Below are 19,893 nucleotides of genomic sequence, written 5' to 3'. Positions count from 1 at the left end.
TTTTCACATCCCTTCCCTATATCAGGCCCTGAGAGGTTGGCGCGGGCGAGCGCCTCGCCAACCTGGTCAGGTCCGGAAGGAAGCAGCCACAACGAGCCCCGCTTGGGTCGATGTCCAACCTCTCACTTTATATAAACCATCAGCCGCAGGAGGGCTTTATGATTGTAGCAAACTCCCTTCGGGCAGATCGGTTCTAAACCCAACTCTCCGATTGCCTGAACACATCACCAACGGATGCGCGTCTGCCATCCGATGGGATTGCTATATCTGAACACAGGCAAACCAATGTCTTTTACTCTTTCGGACCTGGGATGGTCCTCTCACTTTGCTGCGCAACACGCGGCGCACGCGCAGCTTACGCCTTTTCGTCTCACCGCTGTTCACCGGGACCGTCTGGTCGGGATGAACGAGACCGGTGAAACATCTCTATTTGCCCCTGGTCACTCTACCGGCGACTTTGCTGTCGGAGATTGGGTGCTGGCCGATGACAAGAATCGCGTTCAGCATCCGCTTGACCGGCGCAGCCTATTGAAACGCCGTGCTGCCGGAACTGGGGCCGAGGCGCAGTTGATTGCTGCCAATGTTGACGTGCTGTTCATCGTCAGCTCGTGCAATGCGGATTTTAATGTGCCCCGGCTCGAACGGTATCTGGCACTGGCGCATCAGGCGGGCTGCTATCCTGTCGTGGTCCTGACCAAAGCAGATAGCTGCTCGGACCCCGCAGCCTACGCCAAGCAGGCCGAAGCGCTGGCACCGTTTTTGACAGTCCTGACGGTCAACGCGCATGACGCGTTAGACCTGCAGCAGGTTCTGGCATGGTGTCCGGCGAGTCAGACAGCGGCTTTGGTCGGGTCATCCGGGGTTGGCAAAACAACGCTCGCCAACGGAATGACCGGTCAGGATCAGGCAACTGCGGCAATCCGCGAGGATGATGCCCGAGGCCGCCACACCACGACGTCTCGCGCCTTACATCCGATGCAAAATGGCGGTTGGCTGGTCGACACCCCCGGCATGCGCGCCCTGCGCCTGCTCGACGCGCACGACGGGGTGGACGAAGTGTTCTCGGACATTCTGGAGCTGGCCCAAACCTGCCGGTTCTCGGATTGCCAGCATGAGGCCGAGCCCGGTTGCGCTGTGCAGGCGGCGATTGAAGCAGGCACACTGGATGCAGATCGGTTGGAACGCTGGCGCAAGCTAAGGCGCGAGGATCAGCGCAACTCTGAGACCGTGGCCGAGGCGCGGGCCCGCGACAAGGCTTTCGGCAAAATGGTCCGATCCGCGATGCACGGAAAATCCGCGCGACGCGGAGATTAAAAAAAAGGGCGCCGGTCCGCCGGCGCCCCCCATCAAGCGATCAATCGGTGCCAGAGCGCAGCATTGCGGCGGGCAAACACACCAATATGGCCGATTTCCGGAACGCCGAATTCTCCTGGCGACAACAGGTGACAAAGTGCTTTCGGCCCATAAAGCTCGGCCAACCGCCAAACGGCGGCTTCGGGGACCATCTCATCATCTGTGAATGCAAACAGGTCGACGGGAGTGTCAGCATCTTGCCATGTGGCATGCGGCAGGGTGTCTCCGATCTCGGGCAGGTAGCTGTGCGGCGCGGTGCACCATTTACGCCACTGCCAATAGACCGCAGGCGGCAGGTCCGACCCGAACCCCAGAGCCTTGCCGGGCAAATACCCCAAACTGCGCACGACCAGAGGCACGTGCCCGTACCAGAACAACCCTGCCAAAGCGCGGTACGGCCAAGGATGATCGCGCAGTGTCACAAGGCCGGAACAGACGCAGATCATGCGATCAATCTTGTCGATATCCGGCTGCACTGGCCCCAGCATCCCTCCAAGCGAATGACCAACTGACCATTGCTGCGACAGCGGGAACCGTCGGCGCATCTCGGCCCGCGCGGCGGGCATGTCCTGCAACGCCCAATCCGCCATCGAGATCTTCGACCGACGCTGTGGCCCCGATTTCGAATGACCGAATTCCCGGTAGTCATAGATCAGACAGGCGATATCCTGATCCGACGCCAACCACTGTGCGAAATGCTTGTAGTAGTCACGCGGAACACCCGTCGCGCTGTTGACCACCACCACTGTCTCGGGCTGCTCCACGGGTCGGTAGATCCGCCCGGACAGGGCGCCATCCCCCACCGGGATCTGAACATTTTCGATCAGCACTGTTTGGTTTGAATCCAACATGGGCATCCTCGGCGGGAAACTGAACTGATGAGTTCACATTGCAACTTGACCCCAGACAGCCCATGCAAGTCAACTGCGATCCAGCTTGACCACGCGTCCACTTTGCGGATCGGCTTTCCGCAGCGCAGAAAGTTCAACTTGACTCAGGATGGTTATGAACGCTAGCGATGATGCGATGGTTCCCGGCTTTCACAAGAGGTCGGGATGAAAAGGGAACACGGTGCGGTTTTCCCCGGCTTGCTCGGGACGAACCAAATCCGCGACTGCCCCCGCAACTGTAAGCGGCGAGCGATGTCGAAGAGCCACTGGCCGAAAGGCCGGGAAGGTCGGCAAAGCGATGACCCGCAAGTCAGGAGACCTGCCATCGTCAACATAACCCAAACTCGGGCGGGGTGTCCGGGCAGGCCGTGGCAGACCCTATCTGCCCCACCTGATCCCAGCCCCTGTCCACCGCGCGGAGGGCGCAGGATGATCTGGAAGACGAAGACACATAGGTTCTCCGCAACCATCTGCCAACATACGGGCAAAACTTGCCCGGCACTGGCGCGGCTGGCGCGTTCAATGGTCGACGCGCTGGACCAAGCCGGTCCGGCGACCACATCGGATTTCGAAATCGAAGGCAGCAGCGACCTGACCCATTGCACGGACGGCTGCCACGCCCGGTTTCAGGCCAGCCAGTCTCGGGTGCGGGTTTATTGCGGAGCGGATCCTAATGCCGACAGCGAGACCCTCGATCGCTACGCCGACCTTATGTTCGGTACCGAAACGAGCAGCCTGCCTAGCGCAGCGATGACATCCCTGCCCTGCGCCATGCTCGAGGCATCAGTGATTTCGCCGCGCAAAACGACCCCGGCGGAACTGCAACTGTCGGCTTAGGAGTCTGCCAAAGCTCGGGCGGGCAAGGTGGCCCAGTGCTTCTGTGCATCGGTTTCGACCGCGCAGGGGCGTAGCTTGCGCAACCGATCCAGCGCTTGGGTTGGAGCCTCGCCGCATTCGATCATCAACCTCAGCACCACCATGCCAGAGCGACCACATCCGCCCTGACAATGGACAAGCACGCGCCCTCCGCCAGACAAAGCCTGCCGCGCCGCGGCACTAACATCGGGCCATTGCGCATCAACCTCTGACGGTGGCACGCCGAAATCCTGAATCGGCAGATGCACCCAGCGGCTGGCGCGCCCCTGAACGTCGCGGCCAAAATCGCGGGCTCCAAACTGGACCAGCTCGGCGTCGGTTGTCATCGAAAGCACGAGCCCCGGCCTCCAATCTCCAATCGTTTCAAGGTCGCCTGCATAGTCGCCGCCCTTTCCCGGCATCGACGTTAGGGCAAGTGTGCCCCCGCCCACTTGCAAAGCATGAATGACCAAATTCGTCATGACAGCATCCCCCCGGAAGCGTTGATCCTGACTCTAGGCTTGATTCACTATCTGAAGAGTGTACCCCTGACGTGCCAGTTTCCAAAACAAAATCGTTCTTCAACTCATGTGGACGCGGGCGGCGCGGGCCTCTACGCTGCGGTGACGTTCCGAATCCGCCAGAGCAGACATGACCGACTCAGACAGCCCCGCCTATCAGGTTCTCGCCCGAAAATACCGCCCGGAAACCTTTGCCGATCTGGTGGGTCAGGATGCGATGGTCCGCACGCTCAAAAACGCGTTCGAGGCGGATCGCATCGCGCAAGCCTTTGTCATGACAGGCATTCGCGGAACCGGTAAAACCACGACCGCACGGATCATTGCGAAAGGCATGAACTGCATCGGACCGGACGGAACTGGCGGACCCACGACCGAGCCTTGCGGCCAATGTGAGCACTGCGTCGCCATCATGGAGGGCCGTCATGTCGACGTAATGGAGATGGACGCCGCCAGCCGCACCGGCGTGAATGATATTCGCGAGATTATCGACAGTGTTCGCTACCGCGCAGCCTCGGCCCGCTACAAGATCTACATCATCGATGAGGTCCACATGCTGTCGACCAGCGCCTTCAACGCGCTGCTCAAGACGCTCGAGGAGCCGCCGGCGCATGTGAAGTTCATCTTCGCCACAACCGAGATCCGCAAGGTTCCCGTCACGGTTCTGTCGCGCTGCCAACGCTTCGACCTGCGCCGGATCGAACCCGAGGATATGATCGGCCTGCTGCGCAAGATCGCCTCGGCTGAGAGCGCCGAGATTGCCGAGGATGCGTTGGCTCTGATCACCCGTGCCGCCGAGGGATCTGCCCGCGACGCGACTTCATTGCTGGATCAGGCGATCTCGCACGGGGCCGGAGAGACGACGGCAGATCAAGTGCGCGCGATGCTGGGCCTGGCGGATCGTGGCCGGGTTCTGGACCTCATGGACATGATCCTAAGTGGCGATGCGGCAGGGGCACTGACCGAGCTTGGTGGCCAATATGCCGAAGGGGCTGATCCATTGGCCGTGCTGCGTGATCTGGCTGAGATCACGCATTGGGTCTCGGTCGTGAAGATCACCCCGGACGCAGCCGAAGACCCCACTGTTTCCCCGGATGAACGCGCCCGTGGCCAGCAGATGGCTGAGGCCCTCCCCATGCGGGTACTGACTCGGATGTGGCAGATGCTGTTGAAAGCGCTTGAGGAAGTTTCAGCCGCCCCCAACGCCATGATGGCTGCCGAAATGGCTGTGATCCGACTGACTCATGTGGCCGACCTGCCTAGCCCGGAAGAACTGATCAAACGGCTGCAGGATACGCCTCCTCCCCCCGGTGGCGGGCCTGGCGGTGGGATGCCCATTCAAAGCAACGGCGCGGCCCCGGTCGAAGCCCGCGCCACTACAAGCTACGCCCCTGCGCCACGCGGGTCCGGCGGCGCACCAGTCGCCGCCTTGGCGCAAGATACCCAGACGGCACTGGCGCGATACCCAAGTTTCGAACATGTGGTCGAGCTGATCCGGAACAACCGAGACGTCAAGCTTCTGGTCGAGGTCGAAAACGGCGTGCGGCTGGTCTCTTACCAGCCAGGACGGATCGAATTCACCCCATCGTCGCAAGCTCCGACCGATCTTGCACCACGGCTGGGATCGGCCCTGCAACGTTGGACTGGCAACAGATGGGCGGTGTCCATTGTATCGGATGGCGACGCTCCGACGATCGCCGAAATCCGCGATAAAGCGGAACTGGATCTGAAAGAAGAGGCCTCGGCGCATCCGCTGGTTCAGGCCGTTCTGGCAAGTTTTCCCAAGGCCAAAATCACCCGGATCGAAACACCGGAACAACGCGCCGCCCAAGTCGAGACCGAAGCCCTGCCCGAGGTCGAAGATGAATGGGATCCTTTCGAAGAAGACTGACCTCTATACAAAACCAAACCCTCCCGCGCCCGCCACGGGCAATCGGCTGACGCCGATCACCCTGAGCGGCCTTGGGCCCGGCAGCGCTCGGGCTTTGCCCGAGCGCTGCCGGGCCCAACGGGAGGAAAGGTCTTGCCAAAGACCTTGACGACGGGCGGGAGTGTGCTCTGCTCTTGTGTCACCACGGTGACCCCCGTATCTAGTCAAAAACCGGACCTACAGGAGAAGCAACATGCTCAAAGGACTAGGCGGCCTGGGCGATATGGCCAAGATGATGAAATCCGCGCAGGATCTTCAGACCAAGATGACCGAGATGCAGGAAGAGCTGAACAACCTTATGGTTGTAGGCGAGTCCGGCGCAGGGTTGGTCAAGGCAACCGCAACCGCCAAGGGAGAGCTGAAGGGCTTGGATATCGATCCGTCGATCTTCAATGGCGACGACAAGGAAGTGGTCGAGGATCTGATCCTTGCGGCCATCAAGGACGCTCAGACCAAAGCCGCCGAGCGCTCCCAGGCCGAGATGGCCAAACTGACCGAAAGCATGGGCCTGCCCGCAGACATCAAGCTGCCGTTCTGATCTCCATCTTTTCAATAATTCTCCCGCCGGAGGCTCCCTCCGGCGCCAGACAGGACAGGCCGTGAGTTCCAACAGCGACATCGACAATCTGATCGACCTGATGGCCAAACTCCCTGGCCTCGGCCCTCGCTCGGCCCGCCGCGCGGTGCTGCACCTGATCCGCAAACGTGCGCTGCTACTGACACCCCTGTCCGACGTGATGCAGCAAGTCGCCATCACAGCCCGCGAGTGCCTGAATTGCGGCAATGTGGGCACCACCGACATCTGTGACATCTGCAACGATGAGGCCCGCGCGACCGGAGAGCTTTGCGTGGTCGAAGACGTCGCCGACCTCTGGGCGATGGAGCGTGCCGGCGTGTTCAAAGGGCGCTATCACGTGTTGGGCGGCACGCTTTCGGCGCTGGATGGCGTTGGCCCGGATGAGTTGCGCATTCCTCGCCTCAAGGACCGGGTTGTGGCCGAAGGCGTCACCGAGATCATTCTGGCCCTGAACGCCACCGTCGACGGCCAGACCACAGCGCACTACATCGCCGATCAGTTGGAGGGGCAGGTCCGCCTGACCTCACTGGCGCAAGGCGTGCCGATTGGAGGCGAGCTCGACTATCTGGATGACGGGACGATTACCGCAGCACTGAGGGCACGAAAAGAGCTCTGAGCATTGCAATATGACAGCAACCGGAACGCTTTCACCCCCTCCGGTTGCACACGAGACACCGCCTCGTATTTCAGGTGTAGGCGCCCGAAGAGTACGTCAATTCGTAAGAATGGCTGTAGATCTCGAAGACAATACCAAAGGGGTCTTCGACGTAGACCATTCGGTAGGGTTTCTCTCCGGGATAATAGTATCGAATCGGCATACGTTGTTTGCCACCCGCTGCAACGATTTTTTCTACCAGGCCTTCGACATCCGGGTCTTGGACGCAAAAATGGAACGTACCATTCTGGCGAAAATCGATATTGTTTTCCGGTACATAATTCCCGTCAAACTCGAAAAGCTCGAACCCGATGCGATCAGCAGTCGCGAGATGCGCAATACGTAGTTTTTTCCACTCAGGACCAAACACATCAGTGCACATGACACCAATATCCGTGTCATCCTCTACCACATCAGTCGGTGGCATGATCACGTAGAAACCAAGGACTTCGGAGTAGAACTTTACAGCCTCGTCAACGTTTGGGACGGACAATCCGATGTGAGAGAACGTTCTTGGATGTTGCGGCATGGCTCGTTCCTTGTTTTATGGGGCAAAACTATTGTGCCACAGCCGAGTTTCAAGCGCCTCCCCGGCGAGACATAGCCGGGTTCAGCCATGCACATAGGTCTTCTTTCGCGATGATATCAGTCAAGAATGGCCTTTGCCTGCCGCACGCGGCGTGTACTATGGCTATGACCTTATCCGTTTGATTTTGGGAACTGTTATGAAACGCCTTTTTGCCCTCACACTTGCCGCCTTTACAGCCACTGCAGCGTTTTCTCAGCAACTGATCGACAAAGGCTTTGTCGACGGCTGGAATATCATGATGGACCCCGCGTTGGGCAATGGGTGCCTGATCCAGACGGTGTATCAGGACCTCTCGGTCGTTCGGATCGGCTATGACGCGCTAGGCAATCGCGGGTATTTCGCCGTCTACAACAAGGCCTGGGGCGATATCGAACAAGGCAAAACTTACCCGATCCGGTTTGCTCTGGACGGCAAAAGCTATGACGCTACCGCCATTGGCTTCAACGAGCGTGACGTCCCCGGCGCGACCGTCTTTTTCACTGACCGGAATTTCGTCACTGCGATTGCTCAGAACAAGACGATGACGGTTTACAACCCGGCGGGCGAAGTAGTGATGGCCATCGACCTCAAAGGCACTGCAAAGGCGCTGGAATACGCACGAGACTGTCAGAACAGAAAGCTTTAACGAATCGGGTCGAACAGGGCGTCCTGAGCCGTGCAGTCCCGGATGACATCGCGGCCGCAGGGCACGAGATCAAGGTCGCGGGACAGGCACAGGCGAACCTCTTCGATGTAACCCTGTTTGCAGGTGATCGTGATCATGTCGCGCTCGAGCTTAGGGTTGGCCTTTAGAAAGGCCTCTTCCACGATCGACGCGGGCAGTTTGACCGAGGTATCAAGCTGGCGGAACACCTCGGGCCGGGTCACGCGACTATACGCTTCGCGCGACAAATCCATATAGCCCCGCGCCGACAGGCCCGAACAGGTGCCGTGTTTCTTCCACTGATGCCATGCAAGTCCCGCACTGCCCTGAATATCCTCCATCGCGCGGGTCATCGCGCGCGACGGCGGGGCCTCGGGCGTGCGGCAATAGGAGGGCCAGCCCTGATGGAACTGCGGCCAGAGCCCGTGCAATATCCAACCGTGGTCATGCCGGGCGTCGCATTGGTCCGACCCGCGGGCATCCCCTTCGCGCGCGCACCAGTTCGGAGACCAGCTGAGCGCCAGAACGTAATAGTCGAACTCACCGGCCTTTTCGCCCTCGGCCAGCCCGGCAACTGCGCTTGTGACCCACAAAACCAGCGTTAAAAACCCATGGCGCATTCGCCTCTTCCCTTCTTGCGTCGCGGCGACTATATACACCCCAAGTTCCCCGACAACGGAAACCTGCCCCAAAACCCCGGGGCCGCCGAATTCCGGCGACGGGACAGATGTATGTATAGGAGACGGGCTGATGGCAAAACCGCTTATGGCCAAGGCAACAGCCGTATGGCTGGTGGACAACACCACGATCAGCTTTAAGCAGATCGCGGATTTCGTAGGAATGCACGAGCTTGAAGTGCAGGGCATTGCCGATGGCGATGTGGCCGCTGGTGTTAAAGGGTTCGACCCGCTTGCCAACAACCAGTTGACGCAGGAAGAGATCGATGCAGCGCAGAACAACCCGCTGCACAAGCTGAAGCTCAAGTTCAACCCGTCGGCAACGGGCGAGGAAAAGCGCCGTGGCCCGCGTTACACCCCGCTGTCCAAGCGTCAGGACCGTCCGAACTCGATCCTGTGGCTGGTCAAGTTCCACCCCGAGCTTAGCGACGGTCAGATCGCCAAGCTGGTTGGCACCACCAAGCCGACCATCCAGTCGATCCGCGAACGCACGCACTGGAACATCGCCAACATGCAGCCCATCGACCCGGTTGCCTTGGGCCTGTGCAAACAGTCCGAACTGGACGCCGTGGTGCAGAAGGCCGCTGCGAAGAAAGCCGCCGAAGGCGGCGTGATGAGCGATGACGAGCGCCGCAAGCTGGTCTCGACCGAGCAGTCGCTGGAAATGGACGCAGCACCGAAGATCCCGACCGCGATTGAAGGTCTGGAAACCTTCTCGCTGTCGGACGAGCCGGAATCCGACAAGGAAGACAGTGATCCGATCGTGGACGCCGACAGCTTCTTCAACCTGCCCAAAGGTGGCGGGGACGACGAAGAAGAAGACGATCTGCGCCCCTGATTTCTGGCCCGCCCCGGTCTAAACTGGCTGGGGCGTTTTCTCGGGACCTCTCATGCTCAGCATTCTATCTGCCATCTTTGGCCCACACCGCGCCGTTACGATCTACGCCTTTCTGAAAACCTGGGGTTTAGGTCTGGCGGCTGCTGTGGTCATGGCTTTCATCGTCGGCGGCCTTTTCCTACTGGGGGACGACGGCGAGCATGAGCATCATTCCTTCATGACCGTCCCGGTTTTGTCAGCCACAGCGATCAACGGGGATCTCAAGAACGGGGTCATCGCCTCAGTTCGTCTGCCGGATGGGACGGCCACGTCGATCACCTCAACCGAGGCTCCAGTATCCCAATCGGTCGGCACCAGCGCTTGTGTGGAAAAACGCGTCTACGTGGAAAGCGGAGAAGCACGATACAGGTTCAAACTGCCTCGGTTCTGCGAGGCTGGTTGATCCCTAGCGAACCAGAGGAAAACGCCCGGGCACTGCGCCGGGCGTTTTCTTTTTCAGAGCATCTGGAACAAGATCCCGGCGACAATCGCGCCCCCAACCCCGAGGGTCAGATAGGTAGCGAAGACGCGCGGTTTCACCAATGACCAGACCGCAGCCATGGCCGGGATCGAGCTGACCGCCCCTGCCACCATGAAGGACATGGCCGCGCCTGCCGTCATGCCTTGCTCCATCAGTCCCGCCAGAAGCGGCGGCGCGACATAGGAGTTCAGGTAGGCGGGCATTCCGACCAGCGCGGCCACGACGATGGGCAGCACGCCTTCTCCGCCGACAACGCTTGCGATCAGGTCGGCAGGCACATAGCTGACCAGAAGCGCCTCAAGCACATAGGCCAGAGCCAGCCATTTCAGCAGGAAGAGACCGTTATGCACGAACTCAGAACGGAAACGCTGACAGCGTTCGGGTTCCTGCCAGAACGTCCAGACGGGTTTGTCATCCAGCTTGGGGCCGCACCCACAGCATCCGGCGGGTTTGTATTCCCGCAGGGGCTGAGCGAAGGCCCCGTTGCGCATCAGAAGACGCACGGCGAACCCGCCGAATAGGCCCAAGGCAACCGCTGCAACGGCCTTGCCGATGGCAAAAGGCCACCCCAATGCGCCTGCGGTGATCAGCAATGTCGGCGGGTCGATGAGTGGAGAGCTAAGCCAGAAGGCCATCACCGCAGAGAGCGGCGCGCCCAGTGCCAGAAGCCCGGCGATGAATGGGATCACCTCACAGGAACAAAACGGCGCAAGCCCTCCGAACAGGGCGGCCAGAAAGATCATCCGGGTTTCTCGCCCTTCAAACGCGCGTGCTACCATGACTTCGGCGCCGGTGGCCTTGAGATAGGACAGCAGAAGGACGGCGAACAGGATATACTGGCCCGTATGCGCCAGTGCTTTGGCGGCGAAACTTACGACCTCAGCCCAGTTGCCCGGATCGAAAACTGCGACCAACGCCAGTATCGCGACGATCAAAGCCCAAGGCGTTTTGATCACATCCAGCGCGAGTTTGGCCGAGGCTTTTGGGTTTTGTGATAGTTCAGCCATCGTTTGCGGCCTTTCCTACTTCGTCTGCGCAGCATTCGCTTAGAATAAACTGCGCCAGGTTTCGCAACTCGTTGAAACAGGCGCGATTGATCGTCGTGCGCCCGATCTTTTCCTGTTCAACCACACCACCTGCGGCCAGAAACCGAAGGTGATGCGCAAGCGTGGAGGGGGCGATGCCGGTACGTGTCTGGATCTCACCCACGGTCAGACCGGCCTGCCCGGCCCTCACAAGTGTTTTCAGAACCTTCAACCGGGCTTCGGACCCCATGGCCGAAAATCCTGCTGCAGCGGTTTCCCACATCTGAATTCTCCATTAAACTAGATTTCTAGTTATTTAGGTGATTCGAATTTCCTCGTCAAGCCACATCACAAATTCACTCCGAGGCATGTAAGTCCAGATTGCCACCGCCTTAAGTCCAACCTATAAGCGCTCATGGCTATTTCGGTTGACACTTTCTTTCTTGAGCTGAACGGACAGGGGACGCTGCAGGCGCAAATCCAGCAGATGATCGCCGAAGGCATCCTGTCGGGCCGGTTCCACATCGGGGAAAAGCTGCCCTCGTCGCGCAAACTGGCGACCCACCTGGGCGTCAGTCGGATTACTGTGACGCTGGCCTATACCGAGCTTCTGGCCAATGACTATCTGACCGCCAAAGGGCGTTCGGGCTACTATGTATCCGAAAACGCGCCGGTCCCGCCGAAATACACGCCCGTCCCGCGCAGCGAAGAGACGGTCGACTGGGACAATGCGCTGGCCCGGCGGTTTTCGGGCGGTAATGTGCTGACCAAACCTCAGGACTGGCGCAACTACAAATACCCATTCATCTACGGGCAGGCTGACCGGACTCTGTTTGACCACGCGAACTGGCGACTTTGCGCGGTTCGGGCGCTGGGACACAAGGATTTCGAGTCCCTTACGACTGACTACGCTGATCAGGACGATCCTCTGCTGGTCGAGTTTATTGCCCGCCACACCCTGCCACGCCGAGGCATCACCGCTCGTCCCGAAGAGATCCTGATCACGCTTGGCGCGCAGAACGCGTTGTGGCTGGCCTCGCGCATTCTTCTGAAAAAAGGGCGCACAGCGGCAATCGAAGACCCCTGCTACTACGCGTTGCGTGAGCTGCTGAGCCATTCGGATTGCACCATGGCCCCGATCCGCGTGGATGGTGACGGTCTGCCGCCCGAGGCCCTGCCAGACGACACCGATGTAATCTTTACTACCCCCAGCCACCAAAGCCCGACAACGGCCACCATGCCCGTCAGCCGCAGGACCGCCCTTTTGGAACGCGCGTCCGCGCTGAACGCCATGATCGTCGAGGACGACTACGAGTTCGAGATGGCTTATCTGGGCGCGCCCTCACCCGCGCTCAAATCCATGGATCGCGACGGGCGGGTAATCTATGTGGGCAGCTTCTCGAAATCGCTGTTTCCGGGGTTGCGCCTGGGCTACATGGTCGGGTCTGAAACCTTCATCCGCGAAGCCCGCGCGCTTCGATCGCTCGTATTGCGGCATCCTCCGGGGCATGTTCAGCGCACGGCAGCCTATTTCCTGTCCCTCGGGCACTACGACGCACAGATCCGGCGCATGTCGAACGCCTTGGCCCAACGGCGAGAGGCGTTGGACAAAGCCGTTCAAACCCATGCGCTGCAGGTCGCAGGGCGCGGCGTGCTTGGCGGTTCGTCTATTTGGATGGAGGCCCCCTCGCATGTAGACACCGCGCAACTGGCCGCCACATTGCAGGCGCAAGGGGTGCATATCGAGCCCGGTGCGCCGTTCTTTTCGGGGCCGAAGCCGCCTCGGAATTTCTACCGTCTAGGGTATTCCTCGATTGCGCCGGACCGCATCGAGGCCGGGGTGAAGCTGATCGCGGATGCGATCCGGGACAGTTGACCGACGGCTGGACGTATTCCGCCGCCTCATCTGGCCCTAACGCCATCCGCACCCATACGCCAAAACCGTATCAAAGGCCGGGCTGAACCCCCCGGCCAATTCACGCATTCAGTTTTGGAGAGCCACCGATGAAAATGACCACGGAAGAAGCCTTTGTTAAGGTTCTGCAGATGCACGGGATCGAGCATGCCTTTGGCATCATCGGTTCTGCCATGATGCCGATCTCGGATATTTTCGGGAAAGCTGGCATCACCTTCTGGGATTGCGCGCATGAAGGCTCGGGCGGGATGATGGCCGACGGCTACACCCGCGCCACCGGCAAAATGTCGATGATGATTGCGCAGAACGGCCCTGGCATCACCAACTTTGTCACCGCCGTCAAAACCGCCTACTGGAACCACACCCCGCTGCTGCTGGTTACTCCTCAGGCCGCGAACAAGACCATGGGTCAGGGCGGTTTCCAGGAAATGGAACAGATGCGGATGTTCGCAGACTGCGTCTGCTATCAGGAAGAAGTGCGCGACCCGTCGCGCATGGCCGAAGTCCTCAGCCGCGTGATCACCAAAGCCAAGCGCGCCTCCGCCCCGGCACAGATCAACGTGCCCCGTGACTTCTTCACTCAGGTTGTCGATATCGAGCTGCCTGCCGTGGTCGAATTCGAACTGCCTTCGGGCGGCGCCTCTGCCGTGACCGAAGCTGCCGCGCTGCTGTCGGAAGCCAAGAACCCAGTCATTCTGAACGGTGCTGGCACGGTGCTGTCCGCAGGAGGCATCGAAGCTTCGAAAGCGCTGGCCGAGCGTCTGGACGCCCCCGTGTGCGTTGGCTACCAGCACAACGACGCTTTCCCCGGCTCGCACCCGCTGTTTGCCGGCCCTCTGGGTTACAACGGCTCGAAAGCTGCGATGGAGCTGATCAAGGAAGCAGACGTTGTTCTGTGCCTTGGTACACGTCTGAACCCGTTCTCGACCCTGCCCGGATACGGTATGGAGTACTGGCCGACTGAAGCGAAAATCATTCAGGTCGACATCAACCCGGACCGCATCGGCCTGACCAAGAAGGTCTCCGTTGGTATCGTTGGCGACGCAGCCACCGTTGCAACAAGCATCCTGGCACAGCTTTCAGGCACTGCGGGCGATGAAGGCCGCGATGCGCGTAAGGCGAAAATCGCTGAAACCAAGTCGCGTTGGGCGCAGGAACTGACCTCAATGGACCACGAGCAGGACGACCCGGGCACGACCTGGAACGAACGCGCTCGTGCGGCCAAGCCGGACTGGATGAGCCCGCGTATGGCTTGGCGTGCGATTCAATCAGCACTGCCGAAAGAGGCGATCATCTCGTCCGACATCGGCAACAACTGCGCCATCGGCAACGCTTACCCCTCGTTTGAGGAAGGCCGCAAATATCTGGCCCCCGGCCTGTTCGGCCCCTGTGGCTATGGTTTGCCGTCGGTGATCGGCGCCAAGATCGGCTGCCCGGATGTGCCCGTTGTTGGTTTCTCGGGCGACGGTGCCTTTGGCATCGCCGTAACCGAGCTGACGGCAATCGGCCGTGAAGAATGGCCCGCCGTGACCCAGATCGTCTTCCGCAACTACCAGTGGGGAGCGGAAAAGCGGAACTCGACCCTGTGGTTCGACGACAACTTCGTCGGCACTGAGTTGGACACGAAGGTCTCTTACGCCGGTATCGCGGAGGCCTGCGGTCTGAAAGGCGTCGTCGCACGTACGCAGGACGAACTGACAGCTGCGCTGAACCAGGCGATCGAAGATCAGAAGAACGGCATCACCACGTTGATCGAAGCCATGATCAACCAGGAACTGGGTGAGCCGTTCCGCCGCGACGCGATGAAGAAGCCGGTTGCGGTTGCGGGTATCGAAGCAGCAGACATGAAGCCGCAAGTCGAGGCCTGATCGCGGTGAAGCCCCTACATCAAATTCTCGGGGCTGCGACCAGTTCCAAAAAGATCATCGCCCTTGCTGAGGGCGATGATCCACGTGTTGTAGAAGGTGCGCTGAAAGCACGTGCCGAAGATGCAGCCGATATTATCCTTGTCGGCGATCAGACCAAAGTTGCCTCGTTATTGGCTGAAAAAGGCGGAAGTGATGTAGCCGGGATAGACATCCACGATCCGGCTACTTCGCCCCACTTGGATCGCTTTGCCAATGCCTATTTCGAACTGCGCAAACACAAAGGCGTAACGGCTGAGACTGCGAAGTCTCTGGTGCAAAATCGTCTGAACTACGCCGCTATGTTGGTCCATATCGGGCTGGCTGACGGCACGGTCGGCGGTGCTGTGGAAACCACTTCGGACACTGTTCGTGCCGCTTTGCAGATCATCGGCAAAGCACCTGACGCCCATATGGTGTCCAGTTTCTTTCTGATGATCTATGACCGCGACCACCACACGGTTCAGGGCGCCCATATTTTCGCCGACTGCGGGTTGGTCGTTGATCCGAACGAACGCGAGTTGGCTGAGATCGCTCAGGCGTCGGCCGCGTCCTATCGCACACTCACAGGAAAAGAACCTCGTGTTGCGATGCTATCTTTCTCGACGAGCGGCAGCGCCAGCCATCCGAAAGTGTCAAAGGTGGTTGAGGCCACACAAATCGCCAAAACCGCCAATCCGGACCTGATCATCGACGGAGAGTTGCAGTTCGACGCTGCCTATGTGCCAGAGGTCGCCAGTAAAAAGGCCAAGAACTCACCTCTGGAAGGGAAAGCAAACGTGTTTGTCTTTCCCAACCTCGATGCGGGCAACCTGGGGTACAAGATCGCCCAGCGCATTGGCGGGGCCGAGGCCATTGGGCCCGTTCTCCAAGGCTTGGCGAAACCCGCAAACGACCTGTCGCGCGGCTGTTCTTCAGACGATGTGTTGCACATGATCGCCGTGACCGCCGTGCAGGCACAACAAGTGGGTTCATCGCAAGAGCCAGTTCATCCAGCTACTGCATAACCTCTGCGGCTTTGCCGCTTAACTGTAAACGTGTTCAAGAAAGATCAACGAACCGATGCTGGGTAAGACTGAACTCAAAAGCTCCTTCGGCGCGGATGTCGCCCAGACGGCTCGAACATTGTTCCCCGGGGTTATGGTGGCCATCACTGTTGCCGTGACGGCGAAATTCCTGTCGGAGCATTACGCGACCCCAGCCATGCTGATGGCCTTGCTGCTTGGCATCGCGCTCAGCTTTCTGGGCGAAGAGGGCAAAACCGTCCCCGGTATCGGTTTTGCAGCCCGATCCCTGCTGCGGCTTGGCGTGGCGCTTTTGGGTGTGCGGATTTCCATGACGCTGATGATGGGATTGGGTTGGGACCTGATCGCCCTTGTGGTTGGCGGCGTATTGGCCACTATCGCGTTCGGTTTGTTAATCGCACGGTTCTTTGGTCACAAATGGCGCTTTGCATTCCTAACCGCCGGCTCTGTCGCCATCTGCGGCGCGTCTGCGGCAATGGCGATCAGCGCCATCCTACCCAAGGATGAACGATCCGAGGAACGCCTGATCTTCACCGTTCTGGGCGTCACCGTCCTGTCGACCATCGCCATGATCGCCTATCCGATTCTGGTGCGCACACTGGGCATGGATGACGTAGCGGGCGGTGTGTTTCTGGGTGGCACGATCCACGATGTCGCCCAGGTCGTCGGCGCAGGCTTCTCAATCTCTGAACAAACCGGCGACACCGCCACGCTGGTCAAACTGTTCCGTGTGGCGATGCTGGCCCCGGTGGTCCTGGTCGCCTCGCTGATCATCCGCAGCGTCACCGACATGGACGAAGCGGGCAAGCGCCCTCCCATCCTGCCCGGCTTTGTGATCGGGTTTCTGATGCTGGCTGCGGCCAGCTCGTTCGGCCTGATCCCGCCCTTCCTGTCCGAGTTACTCAGCCAGACATCCCGCTGGTTGCTTCTGATCGCGATCGCTGCGGTTGGAATGAAGACGAACCTGAAACAAATCCTCTCGGTCGGAGGCGCAGCCATCGCCCTGATCGTCGTGGAAACTCTTTTTATTGCAGGAATTATCCTCGCCGGACTAACATTCCTAACCTGACCCGCCGCCCCGACATAAGGACGCCAGATGACAATCCAGCAACCGAAGATCGACACCAGCCCGAAAGTCTCGGACGAGATCCGGCGCACCACCTGTTATATGTGCGCCTGTCGCTGCGGCATCAATGTTCACATGAAGGACGGAAAGGTTGCCTATATCGAGGGCAACCGTGACCACCCGGTCAACAAAGGCGTGCTTTGCGCCAAGGGCAGCGCCGGGATCATGCAGGTCAACGCGCCCTCACGCCTGCGCAAACCGCTGCGCCGGGTCGGTCCACGCGGCTCGGGTGAGTTTCGCGAGATCGAGTGGGCCGAGGCGATCAGCACCGCCGTCGGTTGGCTGAACGAGCTGCACGAGACTGCCCCGCACAAGCTGGCCTTCTTCACCGGCCGCGACCAGAGTCAGAGCTTCACAAGCTTCTGGGCACAGAATTTCGGTACGCCCAATTATGCAGCCCATGGCGGGTTCTGCTCGGTCAACATGGCAGCGGGCGGCATCTACACAATGGGCGGCGCGTTTTGGGAGTTCGGCCAGCCCGATTGGGACCACACCAAGCTGTTCATGCTGTTCGGCGTGGCGGAAGACCACGACAGTAACCCGATCAAGATGGGCATCGGCAAGATCAAGGCGCGTGGCGCGCGGGTGATCGGGGTGAACCCGATCCGCTCGGGCTACAACGCGGTGGCTGACGATTGGGTCGGGATCACGCCGGGCACCGATGGGCTTTTCATCCTGTCGCTGATCCATGTGCTGATGAAGGCTGGCAAGATCGACCTCGACTACCTTGCCCGCTACACCAACGCGCCGGTTCTGGTGAATGCTTCTGACGGCCCCGAGAAGGGCCTTTTCCTGCGCGATGCAGACGGAAAGCCTTTGGTGATCGACCGTGTGACCGGTGAGCCGACCGCCTTTGACAAACCCGGCGTGCGCCCGGATCTGTCCGCCACCTACGACAAAGATGGCGTAACTCACCGACCGGTCTTCCATCAGATGGCCGAGAAATACCTCTCGGACGATCGCGCCCCCGAACAGGTGGCCGAGCGCTGTGGTATTCCGGCCCAGAAAATCCGCGCCATCGCCGCCGAAATCGCCCGCGTCGCCTTTGATGAGGCCATCGAGCTTGACCAGGAATGGACCGATTTCCGCGGCGAAAAGCACTCCAAAATGACAGGCCGCCCGGTCAGCTTCCACGCCATGCGCGGAATCTCGGCCCATGCCAACGGCTTCCAGACCTGTCGCGCGCTGCATGTGCTGCAGATCCTGCTGGGTACGGTCGAGGTTCCCGGCGGCTTTCGCTTCAAACCGCCCTACCCAAAACCCGTCGAGGCGCACCCGACACCGCACGGAGACCGCCGCCCAGGCCGCCCGCTGGAAGGCCCTCACCTTGGTTTCCCGCGCGGCCCCGAAGACCTGCTACTAGATGAAGACGGCACCGCTCAGCGCATTGACAAGGCCTTTACGTGGGAAAACCCGATGTCGGCCCACGGGCTGATGCACATGGTGATCTCGAACGCCGCCGCGGGTGATCCCTACAAGATCGACACGTTGTTCATGTATATGGCGAATATGTCGTGGAACTCCTCCATGAACACCAAAGGTGTGATGGAGATGCTGTCGGCCAAGACCGAAGACGGCAAATACGTCATTCCGCATATCATCTACTCGGATGCCTATTCCTCAGAAATGGTTGCCTATGCCGACCTGATCCTTCCAGATACCACCTATCTTGAGCGGCACGACTGTATCTCGCTGCTGGATCGCCCGATCTGCGAGGCCGACGCCGCCGCCGATGCCATCCGCTGGCCGGTGGTCGAACCCGACCGTGACGTGCGCGGGTTCCAGTCTGTGCTGATCCAACTCGCCAACCGCATGAGCCTGCCGGGCTTCACCAACGAAGACGGCACGCCCAAGTGGAAGGACTATGCCGACTATATCGTCAATCACCAGCGCAAGCCGGGTATCGGCCCTCTGGCCGGGTTCCGGGGCGAAGATGGCACCAAGGAAGGGCGCGGAGAGGTCAACCCGGACCAGTTGAACCGCTATATTGAAAACGGAGGCTTCTACGTCGCCCACATCCCCGAAGGCGCGGACTACTATAAACCGTGGAACGCCGCGTATCAGGATTGGGCCGTCGGAATGGGCCTCTATGACAGCCCGCAGCCCTACCTGTTCCAGCTGTACTCTGAGCCGATGCGCAAGTTCCAACTGGCCGCCGAGGGGCATGGCGATCGCCAGCCGCCCGAACACCTGCGCGACCGCCTGAAACACACGATGGACCCCCTGCCCATCTGGTACGAGACCGACCAACAAGGCAACGAGGGCTTCACCGTCAACGCCCTGACTCAGCGCCCCATGGCGATGTATCACAGTTGGGGCACCCAAAACGCGTGGCTGAGGCAACTGCACGGACGCAACCCGCTCTACGTCCCCACGAAGCTGATGCGCGAACACGGGCTGCAAGACGGCGACTGGGCCAAGGTCACCTCTCCTCATGGCGAGATCACCGTCCCTGTGATGGAAATGGCCGCACTGAATGAAAACACCGTCTGGACATGGAACGCCATCGGCAAGCGCAAAGGCGCATGGGCGCTGCAAGAGGACGCGCCCGAGGCCACCAAGGGTTTCCTGCTCAACCACCTGATCCACGAATTGCTACCGCCCAAGGGGGACGGTATGCGATGGGCCAACTCGGACCCGATCACCGGTCAGGCCGCATGGTTCGACCTGAAAGTCAGGATCGAAAAGGCCGCCCCTCCGGCGGATACCGAAAGCCAACCCGAATTTGCCCCGATCAATTCCCCAGTCGGCACCGGCCCGAAGGATATCGCGTGGAAGGTCGGCATATGATCCAATCTTCATCTGGCCAAAAGTATCCCGGGGGTGAATTGAGCCAACGGCTCAAGAGGGGGC

General features: G+C 60.0%; 19 protein-coding genes, 1 other RNA gene and 1 riboswitch. Of the genes, 14 read left to right on the top strand and 6 right to left on the bottom strand.

The genetic code is table 11. From position 1 onward, the window contains the following. Window positions 1-29 precede the first annotated feature (29 nt). Window positions 30-128: signal recognition particle sRNA small type (gene ffs / locus ACR0I8_RS09385), an RNA gene on the top strand. Window positions 129-285: 157 nt separating this feature from the next. Next, window positions 286-1,314: a ribosome small subunit-dependent GTPase A gene (gene rsgA, locus ACR0I8_RS09380; protein WP_170690619.1), complete on the top strand. Its 1,029-nt coding sequence runs from the start codon at window positions 286-288 to the stop codon at window positions 1,312-1,314. A gap of 32 nt (window positions 1,315-1,346) precedes the next feature. Here rsgA and ACR0I8_RS09375 read toward each other — a convergent pair whose 3' ends face one another. Beyond that, window positions 1,347-2,204 carry an alpha/beta fold hydrolase gene (locus ACR0I8_RS09375; protein WP_170690620.1) on the bottom strand — a complete coding sequence of 286 codons (858 nt, stop codon included), beginning with the start codon at window positions 2,202-2,204 and terminating at the stop codon, window positions 1,347-1,349. 160 nt (window positions 2,205-2,364) lie between these two features. Next, a riboswitch (cobalamin riboswitch) is annotated at window positions 2,365-2,584 on the top strand. Between the two features lie 88 nt (window positions 2,585-2,672). On the opposite strand from ACR0I8_RS09375, the gene ACR0I8_RS09370 reads away from it, so the two are divergent. Then, complete coding sequence (locus tag ACR0I8_RS09370; protein WP_170690622.1) at window positions 2,673-3,080, top strand: hypothetical protein; 408 nt, start codon at window positions 2,673-2,675, stop codon at window positions 3,078-3,080. On the opposite strand, the gene ACR0I8_RS09365 is transcribed toward ACR0I8_RS09370, so the two are convergent. Further along, on the bottom strand, window positions 3,077-3,580 hold the full coding sequence (locus ACR0I8_RS09365) for a phosphatase domain-containing protein (protein WP_170690624.1): 504 nt from the start codon (window positions 3,578-3,580) through the stop codon (window positions 3,077-3,079). The genes ACR0I8_RS09370 and ACR0I8_RS09365 overlap by 4 nt on opposite strands. Window positions 3,581-3,749: 169 nt before the next feature. On the opposite strand from ACR0I8_RS09365, the gene ACR0I8_RS09360 reads away from it, so the two are divergent. The 3 genes from ACR0I8_RS09360 (at window position 3,750) to recR (ending at window position 6,739) form a co-directional block, all read left to right on the top strand. Then, complete coding sequence (locus ACR0I8_RS09360) at window positions 3,750-5,507, top strand: DNA polymerase III subunit gamma/tau (RefSeq protein ID WP_170690625.1); 1,758 nt, start codon at window positions 3,750-3,752, stop codon at window positions 5,505-5,507. 232 nt (window positions 5,508-5,739) lie between these two features. After that, complete coding sequence (locus ACR0I8_RS09355; protein ID WP_170328851.1) at window positions 5,740-6,084, top strand: YbaB/EbfC family nucleoid-associated protein; 345 nt, start codon at window positions 5,740-5,742, stop codon at window positions 6,082-6,084. Between the two features lie 61 nt (window positions 6,085-6,145). After that, window positions 6,146-6,739 carry a recombination mediator RecR gene (gene recR / locus ACR0I8_RS09350; protein ID WP_170638337.1) on the top strand — a complete coding sequence of 198 codons (594 nt, stop codon included), beginning with the start codon at window positions 6,146-6,148 and terminating at the stop codon, window positions 6,737-6,739. 70 nt (window positions 6,740-6,809) lie between these two features. Here the strand turns inward: recR and ACR0I8_RS09345 are convergent, their stop codons facing one another. Then, window positions 6,810-7,307: a lactoylglutathione lyase family protein gene (locus ACR0I8_RS09345; RefSeq protein ID WP_170483306.1), complete on the bottom strand. Its 498-nt coding sequence runs from the start codon at window positions 7,305-7,307 to the stop codon at window positions 6,810-6,812. Between the two features lie 196 nt (window positions 7,308-7,503). Here ACR0I8_RS09345 and ACR0I8_RS09340 point away from each other — a divergent pair, with 196 nt between their 5' ends. Next, the gene (locus ACR0I8_RS09340; RefSeq protein ID WP_170638333.1) at window positions 7,504-7,992 is read left to right on the top strand and encodes a hypothetical protein; all 489 of its coding nucleotides are present in this window, start codon (window positions 7,504-7,506) and stop codon (window positions 7,990-7,992) included. On the opposite strand, the gene ACR0I8_RS09335 is transcribed toward ACR0I8_RS09340, so the two are convergent. After that, entirely contained in the window at window positions 7,989-8,630 is a 642-nt protein-coding gene (locus ACR0I8_RS09335; protein ID WP_170690627.1) for a ribonuclease T2, read from the bottom strand. The genes ACR0I8_RS09340 and ACR0I8_RS09335 overlap by 4 nt on opposite strands. Before the next feature lie 130 nt (window positions 8,631-8,760). Here ACR0I8_RS09335 and ACR0I8_RS09330 point away from each other — a divergent pair, with 130 nt between their 5' ends. Continuing rightward, window positions 8,761-9,525, top strand: a complete 765-nt coding sequence (locus ACR0I8_RS09330; protein WP_170690629.1) for a DUF1013 domain-containing protein — start codon at window positions 8,761-8,763, stop codon at window positions 9,523-9,525. A 52-nt stretch (window positions 9,526-9,577) separates the two neighbouring features. Beyond that, the gene (locus ACR0I8_RS09325) at window positions 9,578-9,967 is read left to right on the top strand and encodes a hypothetical protein (RefSeq protein WP_170552503.1); all 390 of its coding nucleotides are present in this window, start codon (window positions 9,578-9,580) and stop codon (window positions 9,965-9,967) included. Between the two features lie 53 nt (window positions 9,968-10,020). Here ACR0I8_RS09325 and ACR0I8_RS09320 read toward each other — a convergent pair whose 3' ends face one another. Both ACR0I8_RS09320 and ACR0I8_RS09315 read right to left on the bottom strand, forming a co-directional pair. Next, window positions 10,021-11,052: a permease gene (locus ACR0I8_RS09320; protein WP_170690631.1), complete on the bottom strand. Its 1,032-nt coding sequence runs from the start codon at window positions 11,050-11,052 to the stop codon at window positions 10,021-10,023. Then, the gene (locus ACR0I8_RS09315) at window positions 11,045-11,353 is read right to left on the bottom strand and encodes an ArsR/SmtB family transcription factor (RefSeq protein WP_170375462.1); all 309 of its coding nucleotides are present in this window, start codon (window positions 11,351-11,353) and stop codon (window positions 11,045-11,047) included. The genes ACR0I8_RS09320 and ACR0I8_RS09315 overlap by 8 nt, the downstream gene beginning before the upstream one ends. Before the next feature lie 132 nt (window positions 11,354-11,485). Here ACR0I8_RS09315 and pdxR point away from each other — a divergent pair, with 132 nt between their 5' ends. From pdxR to ACR0I8_RS09290, 5 genes are all read left to right on the top strand, one after another. Then, entirely contained in the window at window positions 11,486-12,946 is a 1,461-nt protein-coding gene (gene pdxR, locus ACR0I8_RS09310; protein ID WP_170690633.1) for a MocR-like pyridoxine biosynthesis transcription factor PdxR, read from the top strand. Between the two features lie 128 nt (window positions 12,947-13,074). Continuing rightward, a complete protein-coding gene (gene xsc, locus ACR0I8_RS09305; protein ID WP_170690634.1) occupies window positions 13,075-14,853 on the top strand; it encodes a sulfoacetaldehyde acetyltransferase in 1,779 nt (592 codons plus the stop codon). A gap of 5 nt (window positions 14,854-14,858) precedes the next feature. After that, entirely contained in the window at window positions 14,859-15,896 is a 1,038-nt protein-coding gene (gene pta / locus ACR0I8_RS09300; RefSeq protein WP_170690636.1) for a phosphate acetyltransferase, read from the top strand. A 55-nt stretch (window positions 15,897-15,951) separates the two neighbouring features. Further along, on the top strand, window positions 15,952-16,983 hold the full coding sequence (locus ACR0I8_RS09295) for a putative sulfate exporter family transporter (RefSeq protein ID WP_170690638.1): 1,032 nt from the start codon (window positions 15,952-15,954) through the stop codon (window positions 16,981-16,983). A 27-nt stretch (window positions 16,984-17,010) separates the two neighbouring features. Then, window positions 17,011-19,830 carry a molybdopterin oxidoreductase family protein gene (locus ACR0I8_RS09290; RefSeq protein ID WP_170690639.1) on the top strand — a complete coding sequence of 940 codons (2,820 nt, stop codon included), beginning with the start codon at window positions 17,011-17,013 and terminating at the stop codon, window positions 19,828-19,830. Window positions 19,831-19,893 lie beyond the last annotated feature (63 nt).

Source organism: Ruegeria sp. BG9, from assembly GCF_056538305.1.
The sequence above is the reverse complement of the archived record's forward strand: the minus strand, read 5'-3'. Positions and strand labels throughout refer to the sequence as shown.

What these genes read in the sequence shown, in the direction of transcription:
- rsgA (WP_170690619.1), top strand. Translation starts at nt 286, where the DNA reads ATGTCTTTTACTCTTTCGGACCTGGGATGGTCCTCTCACTTTGCTGCG.
- ACR0I8_RS09375 (WP_170690620.1), bottom strand. Translation starts at nt 2,204, where the DNA reads ATGTTGGATTCAAACCAAACAGTGCTGATCGAAAATGTTCAGATCCCG.
- ACR0I8_RS09370 (WP_170690622.1), top strand. Translation starts at nt 2,673, where the DNA reads ATGATCTGGAAGACGAAGACACATAGGTTCTCCGCAACCATCTGCCAA.
- ACR0I8_RS09365 (WP_170690624.1), bottom strand. Translation starts at nt 3,580, where the DNA reads ATGACGAATTTGGTCATTCATGCTTTGCAAGTGGGCGGGGGCACACTT.
- ACR0I8_RS09360 (WP_170690625.1), top strand. Translation starts at nt 3,750, where the DNA reads ATGACCGACTCAGACAGCCCCGCCTATCAGGTTCTCGCCCGAAAATAC.
- ACR0I8_RS09355 (WP_170328851.1), top strand. Translation starts at nt 5,740, where the DNA reads ATGCTCAAAGGACTAGGCGGCCTGGGCGATATGGCCAAGATGATGAAA.
- ACR0I8_RS09345 (WP_170483306.1), bottom strand. Translation starts at nt 7,307, where the DNA reads ATGCCGCAACATCCAAGAACGTTCTCTCACATCGGATTGTCCGTCCCA.
- ACR0I8_RS09340 (WP_170638333.1), top strand. Translation starts at nt 7,504, where the DNA reads ATGAAACGCCTTTTTGCCCTCACACTTGCCGCCTTTACAGCCACTGCA.
- ACR0I8_RS09335 (WP_170690627.1), bottom strand. Translation starts at nt 8,630, where the DNA reads ATGCGCCATGGGTTTTTAACGCTGGTTTTGTGGGTCACAAGCGCAGTT.
- ACR0I8_RS09330 (WP_170690629.1), top strand. Translation starts at nt 8,761, where the DNA reads ATGGCAAAACCGCTTATGGCCAAGGCAACAGCCGTATGGCTGGTGGAC.
- ACR0I8_RS09325 (WP_170552503.1), top strand. Translation starts at nt 9,578, where the DNA reads ATGCTCAGCATTCTATCTGCCATCTTTGGCCCACACCGCGCCGTTACG.
- ACR0I8_RS09320 (WP_170690631.1), bottom strand. Translation starts at nt 11,052, where the DNA reads ATGGCTGAACTATCACAAAACCCAAAAGCCTCGGCCAAACTCGCGCTG.
- ACR0I8_RS09315 (WP_170375462.1), bottom strand. Translation starts at nt 11,353, where the DNA reads ATGTGGGAAACCGCTGCAGCAGGATTTTCGGCCATGGGGTCCGAAGCC.
- pdxR (WP_170690633.1), top strand. Translation starts at nt 11,486, where the DNA reads ATGGCTATTTCGGTTGACACTTTCTTTCTTGAGCTGAACGGACAGGGG.
- xsc (WP_170690634.1), top strand. Translation starts at nt 13,075, where the DNA reads ATGAAAATGACCACGGAAGAAGCCTTTGTTAAGGTTCTGCAGATGCAC.
- ACR0I8_RS09295 (WP_170690638.1), top strand. Translation starts at nt 15,952, where the DNA reads ATGCTGGGTAAGACTGAACTCAAAAGCTCCTTCGGCGCGGATGTCGCC.
- ACR0I8_RS09290 (WP_170690639.1), top strand. Translation starts at nt 17,011, where the DNA reads ATGACAATCCAGCAACCGAAGATCGACACCAGCCCGAAAGTCTCGGAC.